The 16,074-nt window shown below is 73.2% G+C and carries 15 protein-coding genes and 2 pseudogenes; 10 read left to right on the forward strand and 7 right to left on the reverse strand.

Features of this window, described 5'->3' with window-relative positions; all coding sequences use genetic code 11:
- Positions 1 to 23: 23 nt before the first annotated feature.
- The 3 genes from RH94_RS07255 to RH94_RS07265 form a co-directional block, all read right to left on the reverse strand.
- Positions 24 to 842 carry a hypothetical protein gene (locus RH94_RS07255; protein WP_073946808.1) on the reverse strand — a complete coding sequence of 273 codons (819 nt, stop codon included), beginning with the start codon at positions 840 to 842 and terminating at the stop codon, positions 24 to 26.
- A gap of 124 nt (positions 843 to 966) precedes the next feature.
- Complete coding sequence (locus tag RH94_RS07260) at positions 967 to 1,998, reverse strand: DUF6745 domain-containing protein (RefSeq protein WP_073946809.1); 1,032 nt, start codon at positions 1,996 to 1,998, stop codon at positions 967 to 969.
- A 71-nt stretch (positions 1,999 to 2,069) separates the two neighbouring features.
- Positions 2,070 to 2,396, reverse strand: coding sequence for a hypothetical protein (locus RH94_RS07265; protein WP_073946810.1), 327 nt, complete (start codon positions 2,394 to 2,396; stop codon positions 2,070 to 2,072).
- A 182-nt stretch (positions 2,397 to 2,578) separates the two neighbouring features.
- On the opposite strand from RH94_RS07265, the pseudogene RH94_RS46590 reads away from it, so the two are divergent.
- Both RH94_RS46590 and RH94_RS07275 read left to right on the forward strand, forming a co-directional pair.
- Positions 2,579 to 2,740 (forward strand): annotated as a pseudogene (locus tag RH94_RS46590) (transposase domain-containing protein); the annotation flags it as partial.
- Between the two features lie 59 nt (positions 2,741 to 2,799).
- The gene (locus RH94_RS07275; RefSeq protein ID WP_158073034.1) at positions 2,800 to 3,930 is read left to right on the forward strand and encodes an IS4 family transposase; all 1,131 of its coding nucleotides are present in this window, start codon (positions 2,800 to 2,802) and stop codon (positions 3,928 to 3,930) included.
- 33 nt (positions 3,931 to 3,963) lie between these two features.
- On the opposite strand, the gene RH94_RS07280 is transcribed toward RH94_RS07275, so the two are convergent.
- Entirely contained in the window at positions 3,964 to 4,428 is a 465-nt protein-coding gene (locus RH94_RS07280; RefSeq protein ID WP_073946813.1) for a DUF4262 domain-containing protein, read from the reverse strand.
- A gap of 314 nt (positions 4,429 to 4,742) precedes the next feature.
- Between RH94_RS07280 and RH94_RS07285 the strand changes: the two genes are divergently transcribed.
- From RH94_RS07285 to RH94_RS07310, 6 genes are read left to right on the forward strand one after another with little or no spacing between them, the layout of a single operon-like run.
- Positions 4,743 to 5,699, forward strand: a complete 957-nt coding sequence (locus tag RH94_RS07285) for an STM4015 family protein (protein ID WP_073946814.1) — start codon at positions 4,743 to 4,745, stop codon at positions 5,697 to 5,699.
- A gap of 7 nt (positions 5,700 to 5,706) precedes the next feature.
- The gene (locus tag RH94_RS07290) at positions 5,707 to 6,699 is read left to right on the forward strand and encodes an STM4015 family protein (RefSeq protein WP_073946815.1); all 993 of its coding nucleotides are present in this window, start codon (positions 5,707 to 5,709) and stop codon (positions 6,697 to 6,699) included.
- Complete coding sequence (locus RH94_RS07295) at positions 6,680 to 7,891, forward strand: STM4014 family protein (RefSeq protein ID WP_199880890.1); 1,212 nt, start codon at positions 6,680 to 6,682, stop codon at positions 7,889 to 7,891. The genes RH94_RS07290 and RH94_RS07295 overlap by 20 nt, the downstream gene beginning before the upstream one ends.
- A 1-nt stretch (position 7,892) precedes the next feature.
- Positions 7,893 to 8,699, forward strand: a complete 807-nt coding sequence (locus tag RH94_RS07300; protein WP_073946816.1) for an STM4013/SEN3800 family hydrolase — start codon at positions 7,893 to 7,895, stop codon at positions 8,697 to 8,699.
- Positions 8,696 to 10,087, forward strand: coding sequence for an STM4012 family radical SAM protein (locus tag RH94_RS07305; protein WP_073946817.1), 1,392 nt, complete (start codon positions 8,696 to 8,698; stop codon positions 10,085 to 10,087). Before RH94_RS07300 ends, RH94_RS07305 begins: the two co-directional genes overlap by 4 nt.
- 16 nt (positions 10,088 to 10,103) lie before the next feature.
- Entirely contained in the window at positions 10,104 to 10,982 is an 879-nt protein-coding gene (locus RH94_RS07310; protein ID WP_073946818.1) for an STM4011 family radical SAM protein, read from the forward strand.
- Positions 10,983 to 11,010: 28 nt separating this feature from the next.
- Here RH94_RS07310 and RH94_RS07315 read toward each other — a convergent pair whose 3' ends face one another.
- Complete coding sequence (locus RH94_RS07315; protein ID WP_073946819.1) at positions 11,011 to 11,736, reverse strand: hypothetical protein; 726 nt, start codon at positions 11,734 to 11,736, stop codon at positions 11,011 to 11,013.
- Between the two features lie 35 nt (positions 11,737 to 11,771).
- The gene (locus RH94_RS07320) at positions 11,772 to 12,119 is read right to left on the reverse strand and encodes a hypothetical protein (RefSeq protein ID WP_073946820.1); all 348 of its coding nucleotides are present in this window, start codon (positions 12,117 to 12,119) and stop codon (positions 11,772 to 11,774) included.
- A 212-nt stretch (positions 12,120 to 12,331) separates the two neighbouring features.
- Between RH94_RS07320 and RH94_RS07325 the strand changes: the two genes are divergently transcribed.
- Together RH94_RS07325 and RH94_RS07330 are read left to right on the forward strand one after the other, a co-directional pair.
- On the forward strand, positions 12,332 to 14,323 hold the full coding sequence (locus RH94_RS07325) for a sensor histidine kinase (RefSeq protein WP_073946821.1): 1,992 nt from the start codon (positions 12,332 to 12,334) through the stop codon (positions 14,321 to 14,323).
- Entirely contained in the window at positions 14,320 to 14,961 is a 642-nt protein-coding gene (locus tag RH94_RS07330) for a response regulator transcription factor (RefSeq protein WP_199880891.1), read from the forward strand. Before RH94_RS07325 ends, RH94_RS07330 begins: the two co-directional genes overlap by 4 nt.
- Before the next feature lie 23 nt (positions 14,962 to 14,984).
- Here RH94_RS07330 and RH94_RS42655 read toward each other — a convergent pair.
- Positions 14,985 to 16,074, reverse strand: a pseudogene (locus tag RH94_RS42655) (ATP-binding protein); the annotation flags it as partial.

A 16,074-nucleotide genomic window follows, 5' to 3' on the forward strand; every position in this document is an offset into this window, starting at 1 on the left:
CGCCCGCCGGCCCAGGCGGTATGTCATGGTCCGTCGTCGTCGCCGTCCAGGTGCCGTGCACTGGTGAGGAGGGCCTCTCTCAGCCGCTCGGAGTCCATGGCCACGAGTCGTGGTACGGCCCTGTTCCAGTGCTCGGCCGTGTCGTCCAGGGTCCGGGCGACGGTCCGGCGTATCCCACGGCCGGCCGCGGCGAGGACGACGGCAGCCGGCGGGCGCAGGAACGAGCGGCCGCGCACGGAGACGGTGACGCGTACGTCCCATCGGTCGTCGTCCCGCCTCGGGCGGGGCGTGGCTCGCACGTCCGCGCGGAGCCAGCGGTGGTCCAGCCGGGCCGAGGCGGGGGCGGAGGACACGGTGCGTTCGGTGTCGGCCGCCGTCCACCAGTCGTCGAGCCGGACGCGGGCGCGGCCTTTCAGGTGCGACAGCGCGAACGGCACTCCCCCGGTCCGGGCCCGCCCGCCGACCTCGAGCAGGCGCGGGCGGTCGGGGCTCTTCAGGGCGGCGTCCAGTTCGACGGTCCCGTCGTCCTCTGCGACGGCGAGCTCCAGCCGGACGGCGCGGCGCCGGTCCCACTCCCTGACCGTGATCCGGGCCGTCTCGCCGGTACCCGCGCCCTTTCCCTCTCCCTCGCCGCCTTCCTCCGAGACGACGTAGACCGCCCCGGGCCGCAGATGCCGTCCCCGGATCAGCCGGACGTCCGGCACCGTCTGTCCGTCCGGCAGGACGAACCGCTGCCCCTCGGCCCGGCTCTCCTCCACCAGGGCGCGGACCACTCCGAGGGCGTCGACGAGCCACTCGTGCGGAACGGGTTCGACGACCACCGTGTGGCTGACGGAAACCATCCGGACAGCATGGCCTACCGGACGGCCGGGCTTCCATGGCGCGGCCCGGCAGGACGGGACCGGACTGCTTGCCGGGCACCGGCAGCGTCCCGGAGGACATCGCCGCAGACGTGCCGGCAGCGGCTCAGGTCTCCCTCTCCGGCACGTAGTCGGCCTCCTCCAGTCCGAAGGTCCAGGCGACGCCCTCGCGAGCGGTCCGGGTGCGCGGCGGCACCCGCAGCCAGTACGTGCGGTGGGTGCCGTCGGGCTCCGGGGTGGAGTTGACCACCTCGACCATCACCAGCGGCTCGTCCCCCTCCAGTTCGATGCGCCAGAGCACGCCCGCCTCGTCGCGCTGCACGGGCTGGGCGCCGGACTCCTCCAAGTAGCGGTCGTAGCCGTAGTGCTCCAGCATCACGCGGCGCAGCTCGGCGTTCTCCTCCTCGCGTATCCGCCGCGGGGTCAGTCCGGCGAGTTCGGCGAGGAACTCGCCGGGGACCGGCATGCCGCGCCAGGCGTGCAGCGCGAAACCGTCGGGGAAGGCGAGCGCCGGTCCGTCCGCGCGGTCGAGCCGGCCCGCCTCGTCGCGGTGCAGCTCCACGGGGCGTTCGGAGACGACCGCGGTCTTCTCGTACGGCCACCACCAGCCCGCGGTGCGGGCGACCACGGCGGTCCCGGCGAGCGGGTCCCCGCCGTCCTGGCCGTCGAAGGCCGCCAGCCAGGCCGCGTCGTGCTGGCCCAGGACCGCGTCGAGCAGCACGAGCCGTACGGCCTGTTCGTCCTCCGTCCCCGTGGTCAGGGCCTCGACCACGCCGGTCCGTATGCGCTCGGTCAGACCGACCGTGGTGTCCCACAGCTGAGCGCCGGTCAGGGCCCAGTGCTCGGCCCAGCCGGCCGGTCCGAGCCGGGCGAGGACACGTTTGCGCGCGGCGGCCCACGGCCGGGTGCGCACCTCGTCGCGAACGCTGCGGCCGGCCGTGCCCTCCGCCGTCAGCCGCACGGCCAGTTCCGCGCCCTCGCGGGGTGAACCCGTCCAGACGATGCGCTCCGGCTCGGGCAGCCCAGCCAGCCGGTAGGCCAGGCGTACGCCCTCCTCGGCCGCCGCGCGGTCCGCGGGGCCGGTCGCCGCCGCCACCTCGCGCCACGTCGCCGTCGTGTCCAGCTGTGCCGTTTCCATCGGCGTCGTCACCGTTCCGCTCTCCCGCTGTCTCAGTCCGCAGTCTCAGGTCGCCGTCTCAGGTCGCCGTCTCAGTCCGCCACGACGCGCACCGCGCCGGGCACGTACTCCCGCTGCCGCACCACGCGGTACCAGCCCCTCGGCAGCGGTATCGCCGCGTGTTCCTCGTGCACCAGCCGTCCGCCGTCCGGGAGATGGAGGTAGGAGGCTCCGAACGGCCCTGCCTCCCGGACCAGCGTTCCCGGCCCGACCACCGCGTGGGCGTGTCCGGTGACCTCGCCGAGAGCCAGCACGAGCCTCCCCCGCGCGTCCCTCGGCTGTCGCGGCAACCGGTCCGTGCCCGGCGGCACGGCCGCCTCCGCCACGGGCACGATCAGGACATCCCCCTGCCGGTACATGCGTGTCTCCCTTCCCCGCCGGCGCCTCGCCGACCGATGTCCACGACGCTACGCCGGGGGTCTGACAACGCCAATGCAGTTGCCTTTGAGTTGCGGGGATCGTTGCCCCGCGTGTGACGGGGTGGGGGGCGGGCCAGCGGGTGCGGATCGGGATCCTGACGAAGGTGTTCACCGCTGAGCTGGTGGATGCGGCGATAGCCAAGCACGACCGTACCGAGCGGCGGCGCCGCCTCCTGCCGGCTCGGCTGGTCGTCTACTTCGTCCTGGCCCTGTGCCTGTTCGCCCGGGAGTCGTACGAGGAGGTGCTGCGGGTGCTGACCAGCGGCATCCCGGGCAGCCGGGCTCTCGCGCGGGTGAACCGGTCGTCGTTGTGCCGGGCCCGCGCCCGCCTCGGCGAGGACGTGTGCTGGAGACCGTGTTCCGGCGGGTGGCCGGCCCGCTCGCCACCCCGGACACGCCCGGCGCGTGGTGGCGGGGGCTGTGGCTCCTCGCCCTGGACGGCACCCAGTTCGATCTCCCGGATTCGACGAGCAACGGCGACACCTTCGACGGCCCCTCCACCACCGGCGGCGTTCCCTTCGGGTTCCCCCAGGTCAGGGCGGTAGTCCTCGCCGAGATCGGAACACACGGAGTCCTCGATGCCCGCCTGGGCGGCTACCGCGACGGCGAACGCAGCCTCGCCTACCCACTGGCCGGCTCCACCGGCCCCGGCGACCTGGTCATCGCCGACCGCGGCTTCTGGTCGGTCGAGTTCGCTCACGTCTTCACTGCGGCGGGCGCGGATCTGCTGGTCAGGCTCCAGTCCAACCACCTCGGCACCGCCCAGGAAGAACTTCCGGACGGCTCGTACCTGTCGATGGCGCGACCGGGAAAGGAGGTCCGGCTCCGAGCCGCGCGAGAGGGCCGAACTCTGCCCAAGCACGTGATCTACCGGGTCATCACCTTCGCCAGGGGCGACAAGGTCGCCTACCTGGGCACGACACTGCTGGACCCCGAGCAGTACCCAGCCGCCGAGCTGGTCGCGCTCTACCGGGAACGCTGGGAGATCGAGCTGGCCTTCGACGAGATCAAGAACCACCTCGGCCCCGGCGGGCCGATCAGGTCACGGACGCCGGAGGGCGTCCGGCAGGAACTGTGGGCCTACCTCGCCGTCCACCATGCGATCCGCCAGTTCGCCCACACAGCCGCCCTTGCCCGACCGGCCGTGGACACCGACCGTGTCTCCTACCTGAAGTGCGTCCGCATCGTCCGCCGCAGCATCCCTTCCCAGCTCGGAGCGACCGCCACCAAACTCACCCGCTCCTTCACCGAGGCCGGGTGGGAGGCGCGTGCACGCCTCCTGCCGACCCGGCGCAGCCGGGACTGCCCACGCGCGATCAAGAAGCCGAACCGCTGGCCGGTGCTGAGGACCCGGGCCAGACGGGACACGGTCCAGCCCGGCCGCTGGGCCCACAACCAGACCACGAAGCCGAAGAGCAACCGCCGAGCCGGAAGACCGGTACTCAGGGGAACCCGAGCCCCGTTACCGCAGTAGGCGCCTACGCCCGCTCCGTCGGCTCGCATCCGCTCACTGCTCGGCTGCCTCCTCGGTCCAGACTCCGGTCGGGTGCTCGTCGACCGGAAGCCACAAACTGGGCTGCGCGCGGCAGCCCAGGCTGGCCTGCTCGTCCGACGGCCAGCGGTGATCCCGGTCGGGCCAGACGAGCTGGACGACGGGGACCGGGGCCTGGCGATAGAAGCCGACGGCCGTGCCCAGCAGAGGACGGTGCCAGCTGACGTCCACCGATTGGACCTGGATCTCGTACCCCTCGATGACACCTGAGAGCAGCGTGCCGGGCTCTGTCGCAGCCCCATCACGCAGCTCGGCGGCCCCGGCATTGACCCAGTGCATCAGCCCTTGAAGCTCCAGACCGAACATGGCGACCTCTGGGATCCGATAGGAATGCCACAAGCCAACGGTGAAGGACCAGTCCGGGATGTCCCCACCGCCGATACCCACGACGTGCCAGCCATGCTCACGGACGTTCGCCATCTCTCGGGACCAATACTTTTCCCGCTGCCGACGAGCCCGGAGGGTCGCCGAGGCAGCGGGATCGCACAGCACACAAGGGCACGAGGACACGGTCTGGCCAGTCATCCGCGCATCCAAGCAGATCAGGATCGACACCCCGCTGGTCGGGGTGTCGCGTGGGCCACGGCGCTAAGGCAACTGCATTGGTCTGACAACGCTCCCGGACCGCGCCCGGACCACGAGCCCCGCACAGCCCGTCGCCGTCGATGTCAGAGCGGCTTGGTACAACTCTTCGCGAACAACGCACCGCGTTCGGACCCCAGGAGGCCAGCGACATGTCCCACGTCGAGCATCTGCAGGAACTGCACGGTCTCCCGGCCTTCGACTTCCCCGGTCCCGGGGCCCGGCGGGAGCTGCCGGAGGCGGGCGCCGTGGCCTGGCGGCTGGCCGCCGACCCTTACAGGGACTCCTCGCACGAGGAGTTCGGTGACCTGTGGGACCGCTTCCTCGACTCCGTGGACCCCGCGGGCGTCCGCGCGATCGTCGTGGGTCAGTGGGGGGAGCCGTACGACAACGACTCCAGCGGCATCGTGCGCCGCCTCGTCGATGCCCGTGACCGGCTGACAGCGCTTCGGGCGGTGTTCATCGGGGACCTGGAGCAGGAGGAGGCGGAGATCTCCTGGATCGAGCAGTCCGATGTCACGCCGGTCCTCGAGGCCTATCCGCTGCTGGAGGAGTTCGGGGTCCGCGGCGGCACCGGACTGCGCTTCCCGGCGGTCCGGCACCAGCACCTGCGCACTCTCTGCTTCGAGGCCGGCGGCCTGCCCGGTGAGGTCGTGCGCGGTGTCGTCGCCAGCGAGCTGCCCGCGCTGAAGTACCTGGAGATGTGGCTCGGCGTGGAGGAGTACGGCGGTGACGCCACGCTCGCCGACCTCGCGCCGCTCCTGGCCGCGGGACGCTTCCCGGCGCTGCGCCATCTCGGCCTGCGCAACAGCGAGATCCAGGACGAGATCGCCGCCGCCGTCGCCGGGGCCCCGGTCGTGGCGCAGCTGACGTCGCTCGACCTGTCCCTCGGAGTGCTCACCGACGAGGGTGCGGCGGCGCTGCTCGGCGGCCAGCCGCTCACTCATCTGGCCTGGCTCGACCTCCGCCACAACTTCGTCACCGAGCCGGTGGCCCAACGGATCCGGGAGGCGCTGGAGCCGTCCGGCGTCGAGGTCGACCTGTCGGAACGCGGCGAGATGTGGGAGGACGACGGCGTCGTCCACCGCTTCACCGCCGTCGCGGAATGAGGCCGTCATGACTTTCGCCCGTCACTTCGACACCTTCCACGGACTGCCCGTCTTCACCTTGCCCGAGCCACGTGAAAAGCCCCTTCTCACCCGGCCCGGGCAGGGTGAAGGGCCCCTTCCCGCCGCGGACGGCGTGGCCTGGCGCCTGGACTGCGCCTGGGACGTGCCGTTCGCCGAGCTGTGGCGGAGCTTCACGGACCGGGTGCCGAGCACGCAGGTGCGGGCCCTGGTCATCGGGCCCTGGTGGGACGACGAGTACAGCCACCTGCGTCCGGCACTGGAACTGATCCTGGCCGACGCGGAGCGCTTCCCCGCGCTGCGCGCCCTGTTCCTCGCCGACGTCACCGGTGAGGAGTGCGAGATCTCCTGGCTGCAGCTCACCGACGTCACCCCCGTCCTGGAGGCCTTCCCTCTGCTTCAGGAGCTGGGCGTCCGCGGCGGCGACTCGCAGGGGCTCGGCGAGGAGCCCCTGTCGCTGCGCCCGGTGCGCCACGACGCGCTGCGCGTGCTGCGGTTCGAGTCGGGTGGCCTGCCCGGGCAGGTGGTGCGGGCCCTCGGCGCCTGCGAACTGCCCGCTCTGGAGCATCTGGAACTGTGGCTCGGCGTGTCCCAGTACGGCGGCGACGCGACGGTCGCCGATCTCGCACCGCTGCTCGCCCATGGGCGCTTCCCGGCACTGCGCCATCTCGGGCTCCAGGACAGCGAGTTGCAGGACGAGATCGCGGCGGCGGTCGCCTCGGCGCCGGTCGTGGCGCAGTTGGAGTCGCTGAGCCTGTCCATGGGCACTCTCACCGACACCGGTGCCGAAGCCCTGCTCGGCGGTCAGCCGCTGACCCATCTCGAACGGCTGGACCTGCACCACCACTTCCTCAGCGACTCCATGGCCGACCGGATCCGTACGGCCTTCGGCTCCGCCGGGACCGAGGTGGACCTGTCGGACCACCGCGCTCCGCACCGGTGGCGGGACGAGGAGTGGCGCTATGTCGCCGTCTCCGAGTAGCCCGGCGCCCGCCGCCGGCCTTCGGTTCGCCGTCGTCGGCAACCCCGAGAACCGGCGGACGACGATGTTCGCCGATGCCGTGCGCGCGGCGGGCCACGCGGCACCCCGCGTGCTCGCGTGGCGGGATGTGCTGCGCGGACAGTACGCCTTCGAGCCGGGCGAGTTGGTGCGGATCGACTCCCCCGGCGAGAACGCCGAGGTCGACCGGCTGCTGCGCGACACCGACGATCCCACCCGGGTCGAGGGAACGGCTCTGTGGCACCGCCGTTTCACCGCCGCGGTCCGGGACGTGACCGCCGCGGCGCACCGTGCGGGCGCGGTGACGACCGCCGACCCGGAGGAGGTCGCGATCATGTTCGACAAGCGGCGCTGCCATGCCCGGCTCGCCGCCGCGGGCGTTCCGGTCCCGCCGGCCCTGACGGGGCCGGTCGGCGCCTGGGACGGGCGGGACGGACTCCGGGAGCGGCTGAGGGCCGCCCGTGTCCCGCGGGCGTTCGTGAAGCCGGCGCACGGATCGTCGGCCTCCGGTGTCGTGGCCCTGGCGATGGCCGGACCCGGCCGGGTCAAGGCGACGACCTCCGTGGAGACCACGGCCGACGGCCGTCTGTACAACTCCCTCCGGGTGCGCCACTACACCTCGGAGACCGAGGTCGCCGCCCTGGTCGACGCCCTGGTCCCGGACGGGATCCACGTCGAGCGGTGGCTGCCCAAGGCCTCGCAGGGCGGCCGGGCCGCCGACCTGCGGGTGGTCGTGGTCGCGGGACGCGCCACACACGCCGTGGTACGGACCAGCCGGCACCCCATGACGAACCTGCACCTCGGTGGCGCCCGCGGCGACCTGGAGGCGGCGCGCACGGCGATCCGGAACGCCGGAGGCAGCTTCGCCGACGTGCTGGACGTGGCCGAGCGGGCGGCCGCGTGCTTCCCGGGCACGCTGTGCGTCGGCGTGGACATCCTGCCGGCCACCGGATGGCGCCGCTTCGCCGTCGGCGAGGTGAACGCCTTCGGGGACCTGCTGCCCCGCCTGACCGGCCTGCCCGGCAGCGGCGCCGAGGGCCTGGACACCTACGCCGCGCAGGTCGCCGCCGCACCGGCCGCCGCACGGCGAGCGGAACACGAAGAACACCCGAAGCGCCAGGAACACCCGGAACATCAGGAGCACCAGGAACATCACCATGACACCACCGCTTGACATGAACGAGGTCGTGGGCAGCCACGACCTCCTGCTGGTCACGCTCGACACCCTGCGCCACGACGTGGCGCAGGAGCTGGCGGCGGCCGGACGCATCCCGAACCTGGCCCGGCATCTGCCCGGCGGCGTCTGGGAGCGCCGGCACGCTCCCGGCAGCTTCACCTACGCCTCCCACCAGGCGATGTTCGCGGGCTTCCTGCCGACACCGGCCGAGCCGGGCCCGCATCCGCGGCTGTTCGCCGCCCGTTTCGCGGGCAGTGAGACCACCGCGAGCGGCACCTTCGTCTACGACACGCCCGACCTGATATCGGGTCTGGCCGCCGTGGGCTACCGCACCGTCTGCATCGGCGGCGTGGGCTTCTTCAACAAGCAGGGGCCGTTGGGCTCCGTCCTGCCCGGGATGTTCCAGGAGAGCCACTGGGAGCCGGAGTTCGGAGTGGCCTCCCCCACCTCCTTCGAGGCACAGGTGGCCCGCGCGGAGAAGGTCGTTGCGGAACTCCCCCGGGATCAGCGCCTGTTCCTCTTCGTGAACGTGTCGGCCCTGCACCAGCCCAACTGGTTCCACCTGCCCGGGGCCACCCGCGAGGCGGGCGACACGCGGGCCACCCACGCCGCGGCGCTGGAGTACGTGGACCGGCACATGGGACGGCTCCTGGCCGCCGTCGGCAGCCGCCGTCCGTGTTTCGCCGTCGTCTGTTCCGACCACGGCACCGCGTACGGCGAGGACGGCTACAGCGGCCACCGCATCGGCCATGACGTCGTCTGGACCGTGCCCTACGCCCACTTCTTCGTCGACGAGGCCCGATGACCACGCCCACGCCCATGCCCATCGCCGAGACGGCGGCCGCGCCCGCCGTCCGCCCGTACCAGCAGTACGTGTACGCGTATCCGCACAAGACCGCCTACCGTCCGCTGCGCCGGGAGCAGGCGTCGCTGCGCGAGCTGTGGGCGAACGAGCCGAAGGGCGCCCTCTCGCTCTACTTCCACATCCCCTTCTGCGAGGTCCGCTGCGGTTTCTGCAATCTATTCACCCGGATCGGGGCGCCCGACGGTTTGACCACCGCCTACCTGGACGCACTGGAACGCCAGGCGGCCGCGGTGCGCGAGGCGCTGGGCGACGGGGCGCGGTTCGCAGGCGCCGCGTTCGGCGGCGGCACTCCGACCTTCCTGGAGGCCGCGGAGCTGGAGCGGCTGTGCGATCTCGCCGAGCACGGCCTGGGCGCCGACCTGACCGCGGTCCCGCTGTCGGTGGAGGCCTCGCCCGCCACGGCGACCGCCGACCGGCTGGCCGTGCTGGCCGCCCGCGGCACCACGCGGCTGAGCCTGGGCGTGCAGAGCTTCGTCGACGCCGAGGCACGGACGGCCGTGCGCCCCCAGCGCCGGGCGGACGTCGAGGCGGCCCTCGCCCGGATCCGCGACGCCGGCATCCCGGTCCTCAACATCGACCTGATCTACGGCATCGAGGGCCAGACCGAGAAGTCCTGGAGCCGTTCCCTCGACGCCGCCCTCGCCTGGCAACCGGAGGAGCTGTACCTCTATCCCCTCTACGTGCGCCCGCTCACCGGTCTCGGCCGGCATCGCGGCCGGGTGGCCGGCGAGACCGAAGGGGACGGGGCCGCTTGGGACGAGCACCGGCTGCGGCTGTACCGCCACGGCCGCGACCACCTGCTCGCGCGGGGCTACGAGCAGGTGTCGATGCGCATGTTCCGCCGTGCGGGCGCCCCCGCCGACGGCGGGGAGGACTACGCGTGCCAGAGCGACGGCATGGTCGGCCTCGGCTGCGGCGCCCGCTCGTACACCTCCGGGCTGCACTACTCCTTCGACTACGCGGTGGACATGCACCGCATACGCGGGATCATCGAGGAGTACACCGCCCGTCCGACCGAAGACTTCCGCCACGCCGACTTCGGCTGGGAGATGGACGGGGACGAGGCCCGGCGCCGCCATCTGCTGCAGTCACTGCTGCAGGCCGAGGGCATGCCGGTCGCGGACTACCGGGCCCGGTTCGGCACCGCGCCCGGTGACGACTTCGCCGCCGAGCTGGACCGGTTCCGCGACCGGGGCTGGCTGGACGGCCCGGCCGGTCCGGAGGTGCTGCGGCTGTCCCCCGAAGGACTGGCCCACTCCGACGCGCTGGGCCCCGAGTTGTTCTCCGCCGCCGTGCGCGAGCGCATGGCCGCGTACGAACCGAAGTGACGGAGGCCGCACCCGTATGGACCTGACGATCCTCTACCGCGGCCCGCTGGCGTCGTGCGACTACGACTGCCCGTACTGCCCCTTCGCCAAGCGCCGGGACAGCCACGCCCAGCTGGCCGCGGACCGCGCCGCGCTGGAGCGTTTCGCCGCCTGGGCGGCCGAACAGCGGGACGACCGGCTCTCCCTGCTGTTCACACCGTGGGGCGAGGGCCTGGTGCGCTCCTGGTACCGGCGTACGCTCGCGGAGCTGAGCCGGCTGCCGCACATCCGCCGGGTGGCGATCCAGACCAATCTCAGCTGCCGTACGAACTGGTTGGACGAGGCCGATCCGGACACCCTCGCCCTGTGGTGCACCTTCCACCCCGGGCAGACGCCGTACGACCGCTTCCTGGCCAAGTGCCACGACCTGGCCGCCCGCGGTGTCCGCCACAGCGTCGGCGTCGTCGGCCTCCCCGAGCACCTGGAGCACGCGCGCCGCCTGCGCGCCGACCTCCCCGCCCACGTGTACCTGTGGGTCAACGCCGCCGAGGGGCACACCTACACCGACGCCGAGGCCGACCGGTGGACCGCCCTGGACCCGCTCTTCCCGTACAGCCGCCACCCGCACCGCAGCGCGGGCCTGCCCTGCCGTACGGGAGAGTCGGTCATCTCGGTGGACGGCGAGGGCACGGTGCGCCGCTGCCACTTCGTCCGCTCGGAGCTGGGCAACCTGTACGACGGCTCCTACCGGCGGGCCCTGCGTCCCCGCCCGTGCCCGCTGGCCGTCTGCGACTGCCACATCGGCTACGTCCACCTGGAGACGCTGCCGTTGTACGACGTCTTCGCGGGCGGCGTCCTGGAACGGATCCCGGCCGCGCCGCCCGCGGTCCGGCGCTCGATTCCGGCGCCCCGGTGACGGGCGACCCCGCCGACCGCGGACCTTGTCAGGCGGGGCGGCCGGGTGCCCGGTCGAAGTCGTCGTTGCTCATGCGCAGGAGCGCGACGCCGGCCCCGGCGAAGCCGACCGCGGCGACGAGCAGGCCGATGCCCGACGCGACGTGCCCCGGCATGAACGGGTGGGTGAACCCGCCCAGTGCCAGGGCGATGCCCGTCCACGCCGGCGCGGCGCCGCTGCGCCACAGGGCGAGGCCGAGCAGCAGCAGGCCGAAGACGATGCCGATGATGAACAGCAGACCGCCCAGCAGGGCCAGGGGGTCCTCCTCCAGGTGCTTCTGAAGCGCCGCCACGGTCGGCACGTCGAGGCCGTTCTTCGCCGTCGTGTACGCCAGCAGGTCTCCGCCCTGGTTCAGCGGGAAGCCGGCCAGCTGCCCCAGGAGCGCCAGGACCGCGCCGGCGGTGGTGAGCCGGGGCGCGCCCCGGCGGGACACCCAGATCACGGCGAACGTCGCCGGAACCAGCAGGATCAGGAAGGGGACACCGAGGTACTGCGTGACGCGGGCCTGGTCGAGGTGGCCGGTGTAGGCCGCCACGGTGTCCTCGAACGACGAGCCCCCGTCGACGGGGCTGAGGATGTGGCCGAGCCCCATGCCGGTCATCGGCAGCGGGGCGACGACGGCGAGCAGGACGCGCCAGAATCCTCGCACGTCTTTCAGGGGCTTGCGCTGCGGCGAAGCCGCCTGGGTCGGCTGGGTGCCGGTATCGGTCTGCATGGTGGAACCTCCGTCCCGTGGAAGGTGAGGGTGAGTCAGCTCGCCTGCGGCGCCTTCGCCGGCCGGCCCACGGCGTGGGCGAGGGCCAGGCCGGTGCCGGCGGCGCTCAGTACGAGGCCGATGACGGCGCCGTCCCAGCTCCGCACGAGAGCGACGACCGCGCCGATCAGGTTGAGCGCACCGACGGTGACCACGGCGGGCGTGGCCCAGGCGGCGGAGCGGAGCAGGGCGATCGCGGCGACGATGCCGACGATGCCGAGCAGGCTGATCAGCCAGGCGGCCGGGGTGGGGATGCCGTTGCCCCCGTCATCGAGGGCGATCGGCAGGTTGAGCAGCGACATGACGATGGTCGCGATGGCGGCGGTGCAGCGGATGGTCCTCATGGCGGCTCCCGGATACGGCGATTGCCGGATCAGCGTCGGGCACGCCGGGATCCCCGGCCCAGGGCTCGTCTTCCCGGATCGGTACGGTCGGGTCCGGCGCGGGGTGCCTCGGTTCCCGGGCGGCCCGGGAAGATTTCCCGGCAAGTCGGGAAGCGCGGCCGTTGATCGCGTCGGAACCGGACCGGAATACTCGCCGTATCGACACTCCGCGCATGCACCGGACCCGGGACGGCAGCCGATGGGCGGCCGCGACGCTGACGGCCGCCCTCATCGGGGTGGGATTCCTGCTGTGGTGGGTGACCGCGGGACGGCCCCTGCCGGATTCCGCCAGGTCCCCGGTCTGGGTGGAGCCGCTGGTCACGATGATCGCGTACGGGGTGGCGGGCGCCCTGCTCATCGACCGCCGTCCGGATCTGCCGTTCGGGTGGCTGCTCGCCGGGGCGGCGGTGCTGGTCGTCGTCCAAGTGCTGATCCTGCCACCGGCGTACGCGGCCGTCCTGGACGGCGACCCCGGCGCCTGGGCGCGCTGGGGGCTGACCGCCGGGACCTTCACCTTCGCGCCGGTCGCCGTGCAGGGTCTGGTCAACATCCGGTTCCCGTCCGGGCGACCGGCCAGTCGGTGGGGCGCGATCCTCGAGAAGACGATCATCACCTGCACCGTGCTCGTCATGGTGGGCGGACTGCTCGGCAGCACGACCCTGCGTGACGTCGCGGGCGGCGCGACCGGGCTCTCCCACCCGCTCACCGGCGGGACCGCGGTCGGCCGGATCGCCGATGCGGCGATCGTCCTGGCACCCGTGGTGGTGGTGCTCGGCCTGATCGCGGGCATCGGTGTCGTGGTCCGGTTCGCCCGGGCCGAGGGCATCGCCCGCCAGCAGCTGAAGTGGCGGGCGGTCGGCGTGATCGTGGCGCTGGTGCTGTTCCCGCCGGCCGTCACCGGGCAGCTGCCGGCGCTCTCGAACACCGTGGACGCGGTCGTGTTCGTCCTGACCCTGGTCATTCCGGTGCTGCGCTACCGGCTGTGGTCGATCGACACGATCCTGCGCCGCTCCCTGGTCTACGGCGCGATCACCGCCGCCCTGGTCATCGGCTTCGCCGTGCTGACGGGGCTGGCCACCCGAGTGGTCTCCCGGCAGGTCGCGGCACCGATCGCCGCGGTGGTCGTGGCACTGTCCTTCGTGCAGCTGCGCGACCGCACGCAACGCCTGGTGGACCGCCTCTTCTACGGCGGCCGGCAGGATCCCTACCGGACGCTGCGGGACCTCGGGCAGCGGCTCAACGCCGTCCCGGGCGGCGACGCGCTCGGCTCGTTCGGCCACGCGGTGGCGTCCGCGCTGCGGCTGCCGTACGTGGCCGTCGAGCGCGCCGACGGAACCCCGGTCGCCTCCTACGGCACGCCGGTCGAGCCGTTGGAACGCCGGCCTCTGACGTACGAGGGCCGGCTCGAGGGCTTCCTGGTGGCGTCGGCCCGGCGCGGCGAGGAGGGCTTCGACGACCGCGACCGCAGCCTGCTCTCCGACATCGCCGGTCAGCTCGGTCCGGCGCTGCACACCCGGACCCTGACCGCCGAACTGCTGCGGTCGCAGCAGCGCCTGGTCGCCGCGCGGGAGGAGGAGCGGCGGCGGCTGCGCCGCGAGCTGCACGACGGCCTCGGCCCGGCGCTCACCGCCATCGGGCTCACCCTCGACGCGGCCCGCGCGCGGCTGGAGACCGACCCGCCCGCGGCCGACCACCACATCGTCACGGCCCGCGAGGCCGCCGCCCAGGCGCTGGCGGACCTGCGCAAGGTCGTGCACGGGCTGCGCCCGCCCGCCCTGGACGACCTCGGGCTCGCCGGGGCACTGCGCTCGCAGGCCGACCGGCTCACGGCGGGCTCGCCGTTGCGGGTCACCATCGAGGCGGGCGAGCTGCCCGACCTGCCCGCCGCGGTCGAGGTCGCCGCCTACCGCACCGCCGTCGAGGCGATCACGAACGCGGTGCGCCACAGCGGCGGGCGGCAGTGCCGCGTACATCTGGACGCCTCCGTCCGGGAGTTGGTGCTGCGGGTGGATGACGACGGTACGTCCGCCGGTCCGTGGCCGCCCGGCGTCGGCGTGACCGCGATGCGCGAACGCGCCGCGGAACTGGGCGGAAGCTGTCAGGCTGGTCCCAGCCCCGGCGGCGGCGCCGTCACCGCCCGGTTCCCGCTCCCGGAGACGCCATGATCCGCGTGCTGCTCGCCGACGACCATCCCCTGGTACGCCAGGGGATGCGAGCGGTCCTCGACACCGTCGGCGACATCGAGGTGGCCGGCGAGGCCGGCGACGGCCGGGAAGCCGTCCGCCAGGCTGTCGAGCTGCAGCCCGACGTCATCGTGATGGACCTGCAACTGCCCGGACTGCACGGCATCGAAGCCACCCGGCAGATCCGGACCCAGGTGCCGCACGCGGCCGTGCTGGTCCTGACGATGTTCGAGGACGACGCGACAGTCTTCGCCGCCGTCCAGGCCGGCGCGCTCGGCTACCTCGTCAAGGGGGCCGACGGAGCGGACATCGTCGCCGCCATCCACGCCGCCGCCGCCGGACAGCCGGTCTTCGGCGCGGCACTGGCCGGCCGACTGCGTACCTGGTTCGCATCGCCACCGCCGCAGAACTCCCCGTTCCCGGAACTCACTTCACGCGAACGCGACATCCTCGACCACCTCGCGGCCGGACTGTCCAACGCCGAGATCGGCCGGCACCTGCACCTGTCCGGCAAGACCGTGGCGAACAACATCTCGGCGATCCTCGCCAAGCTCCACCTCACCCAGCGCAGCCAGGCCATCATCCGGGCACGCGACGCCGGGCTGGGCCGCCCGCGCTGAAGCCCCCGTTTCCCCTCTCGGCGTCAGCCCGTCTCCGCGGCGCTCGCTCCGCGCCGCGCCAGCGGGCGTTTCCCGTCGAGCCGCGGTCCCGCCCCGGCCATCTCCGCGCGGCCCCGCTCGGCGAGACGGCCGGCGCCGCACCGGTCCGCCAGCTCGACGCCCTCGGACAGGAGCCCGGTCGCCCTGTCGTCGTGGCCGCCGCGCCCGAGCTCCGCGCCGAGGTCGATCAGGGCCTCGGCGTACGCGTGCCGGCTGGGAGACCGGCGCAGTACCTGCACCGCGCGCTCCCGCAGGGGCAGCGCCTGCCCCTCCTCGGCCACCGCCGCGCCGAAGGACAGCGCCTCGCCGACGGCGGTGGGCGTGCCGTAGCGCTCCGCCCGGTGCAGCATCTTCGCCGTGAGGGCGCGGGCGCGGCGGGGGTCCTCCTCGGCGACGGCGAGGGCGAGGTGTCCCGCCCAGGGGCACCAGGTCGGGTTGAGGATGCCCTTGGCCTCCAGCCGTGCCCCGGCGGCGGTGAGCTGGGCCTCGGCCTCCTTGCGCAGACCGCGGGCGAGGAGCAGCCGCCCGTAGACCGTCTGGGAGTCCGGGAAGACCACCGCGTTCAGGTAGGGGGGCGCGAAGTCGTACGTCCTGGCGACGCGGAGCGCCTCCTCCAGGCGGCCCCGGGACAGCAGGACGTCCAGCAGCAGTCCCACGGCGTACCACCGGGCGGGCACCCGGTCGCCCACCCGCTCGGCCAGGCGCACTCCCTCACGCGCGCACTCCTCCGCCTCGGCCAGCATCCCGCGCCGGAGCCGGACCAGGCCGAGGAGCATGAAGCCGAAGGAGAGGTGGGCGCCGCTCCAGCCGACCTGCTCGCACTCGGCGATGGCCGAGCTGAACAGTTCTTCCGCGCGGTCGCATTCGTCGGCGTACATGTAGCCGAGCGCGGCCACGCTCGGCAGTTCGAAGCCCCAGTCCGGGTCGGTGTAGCTCAGTCCCATGGCGCGTGCGGCGACGGCCAGTGTGTCCGCGGCCGGTTCTCCGCGCAGCGTCGCGTCCCAGGTGCGCAGGCACAGCAGGGCCCGCTCCTCGACGGCCTGGCCGGGCAGGTGCTCGACGAGCTCCGCGAGC

The sequence above is a fragment of the Streptomyces kebangsaanensis genome (assembly GCF_001906585.1).
Taxonomy (GTDB): domain Bacteria; phylum Actinomycetota; class Actinomycetes; order Streptomycetales; family Streptomycetaceae; genus Streptomyces; species Streptomyces kebangsaanensis.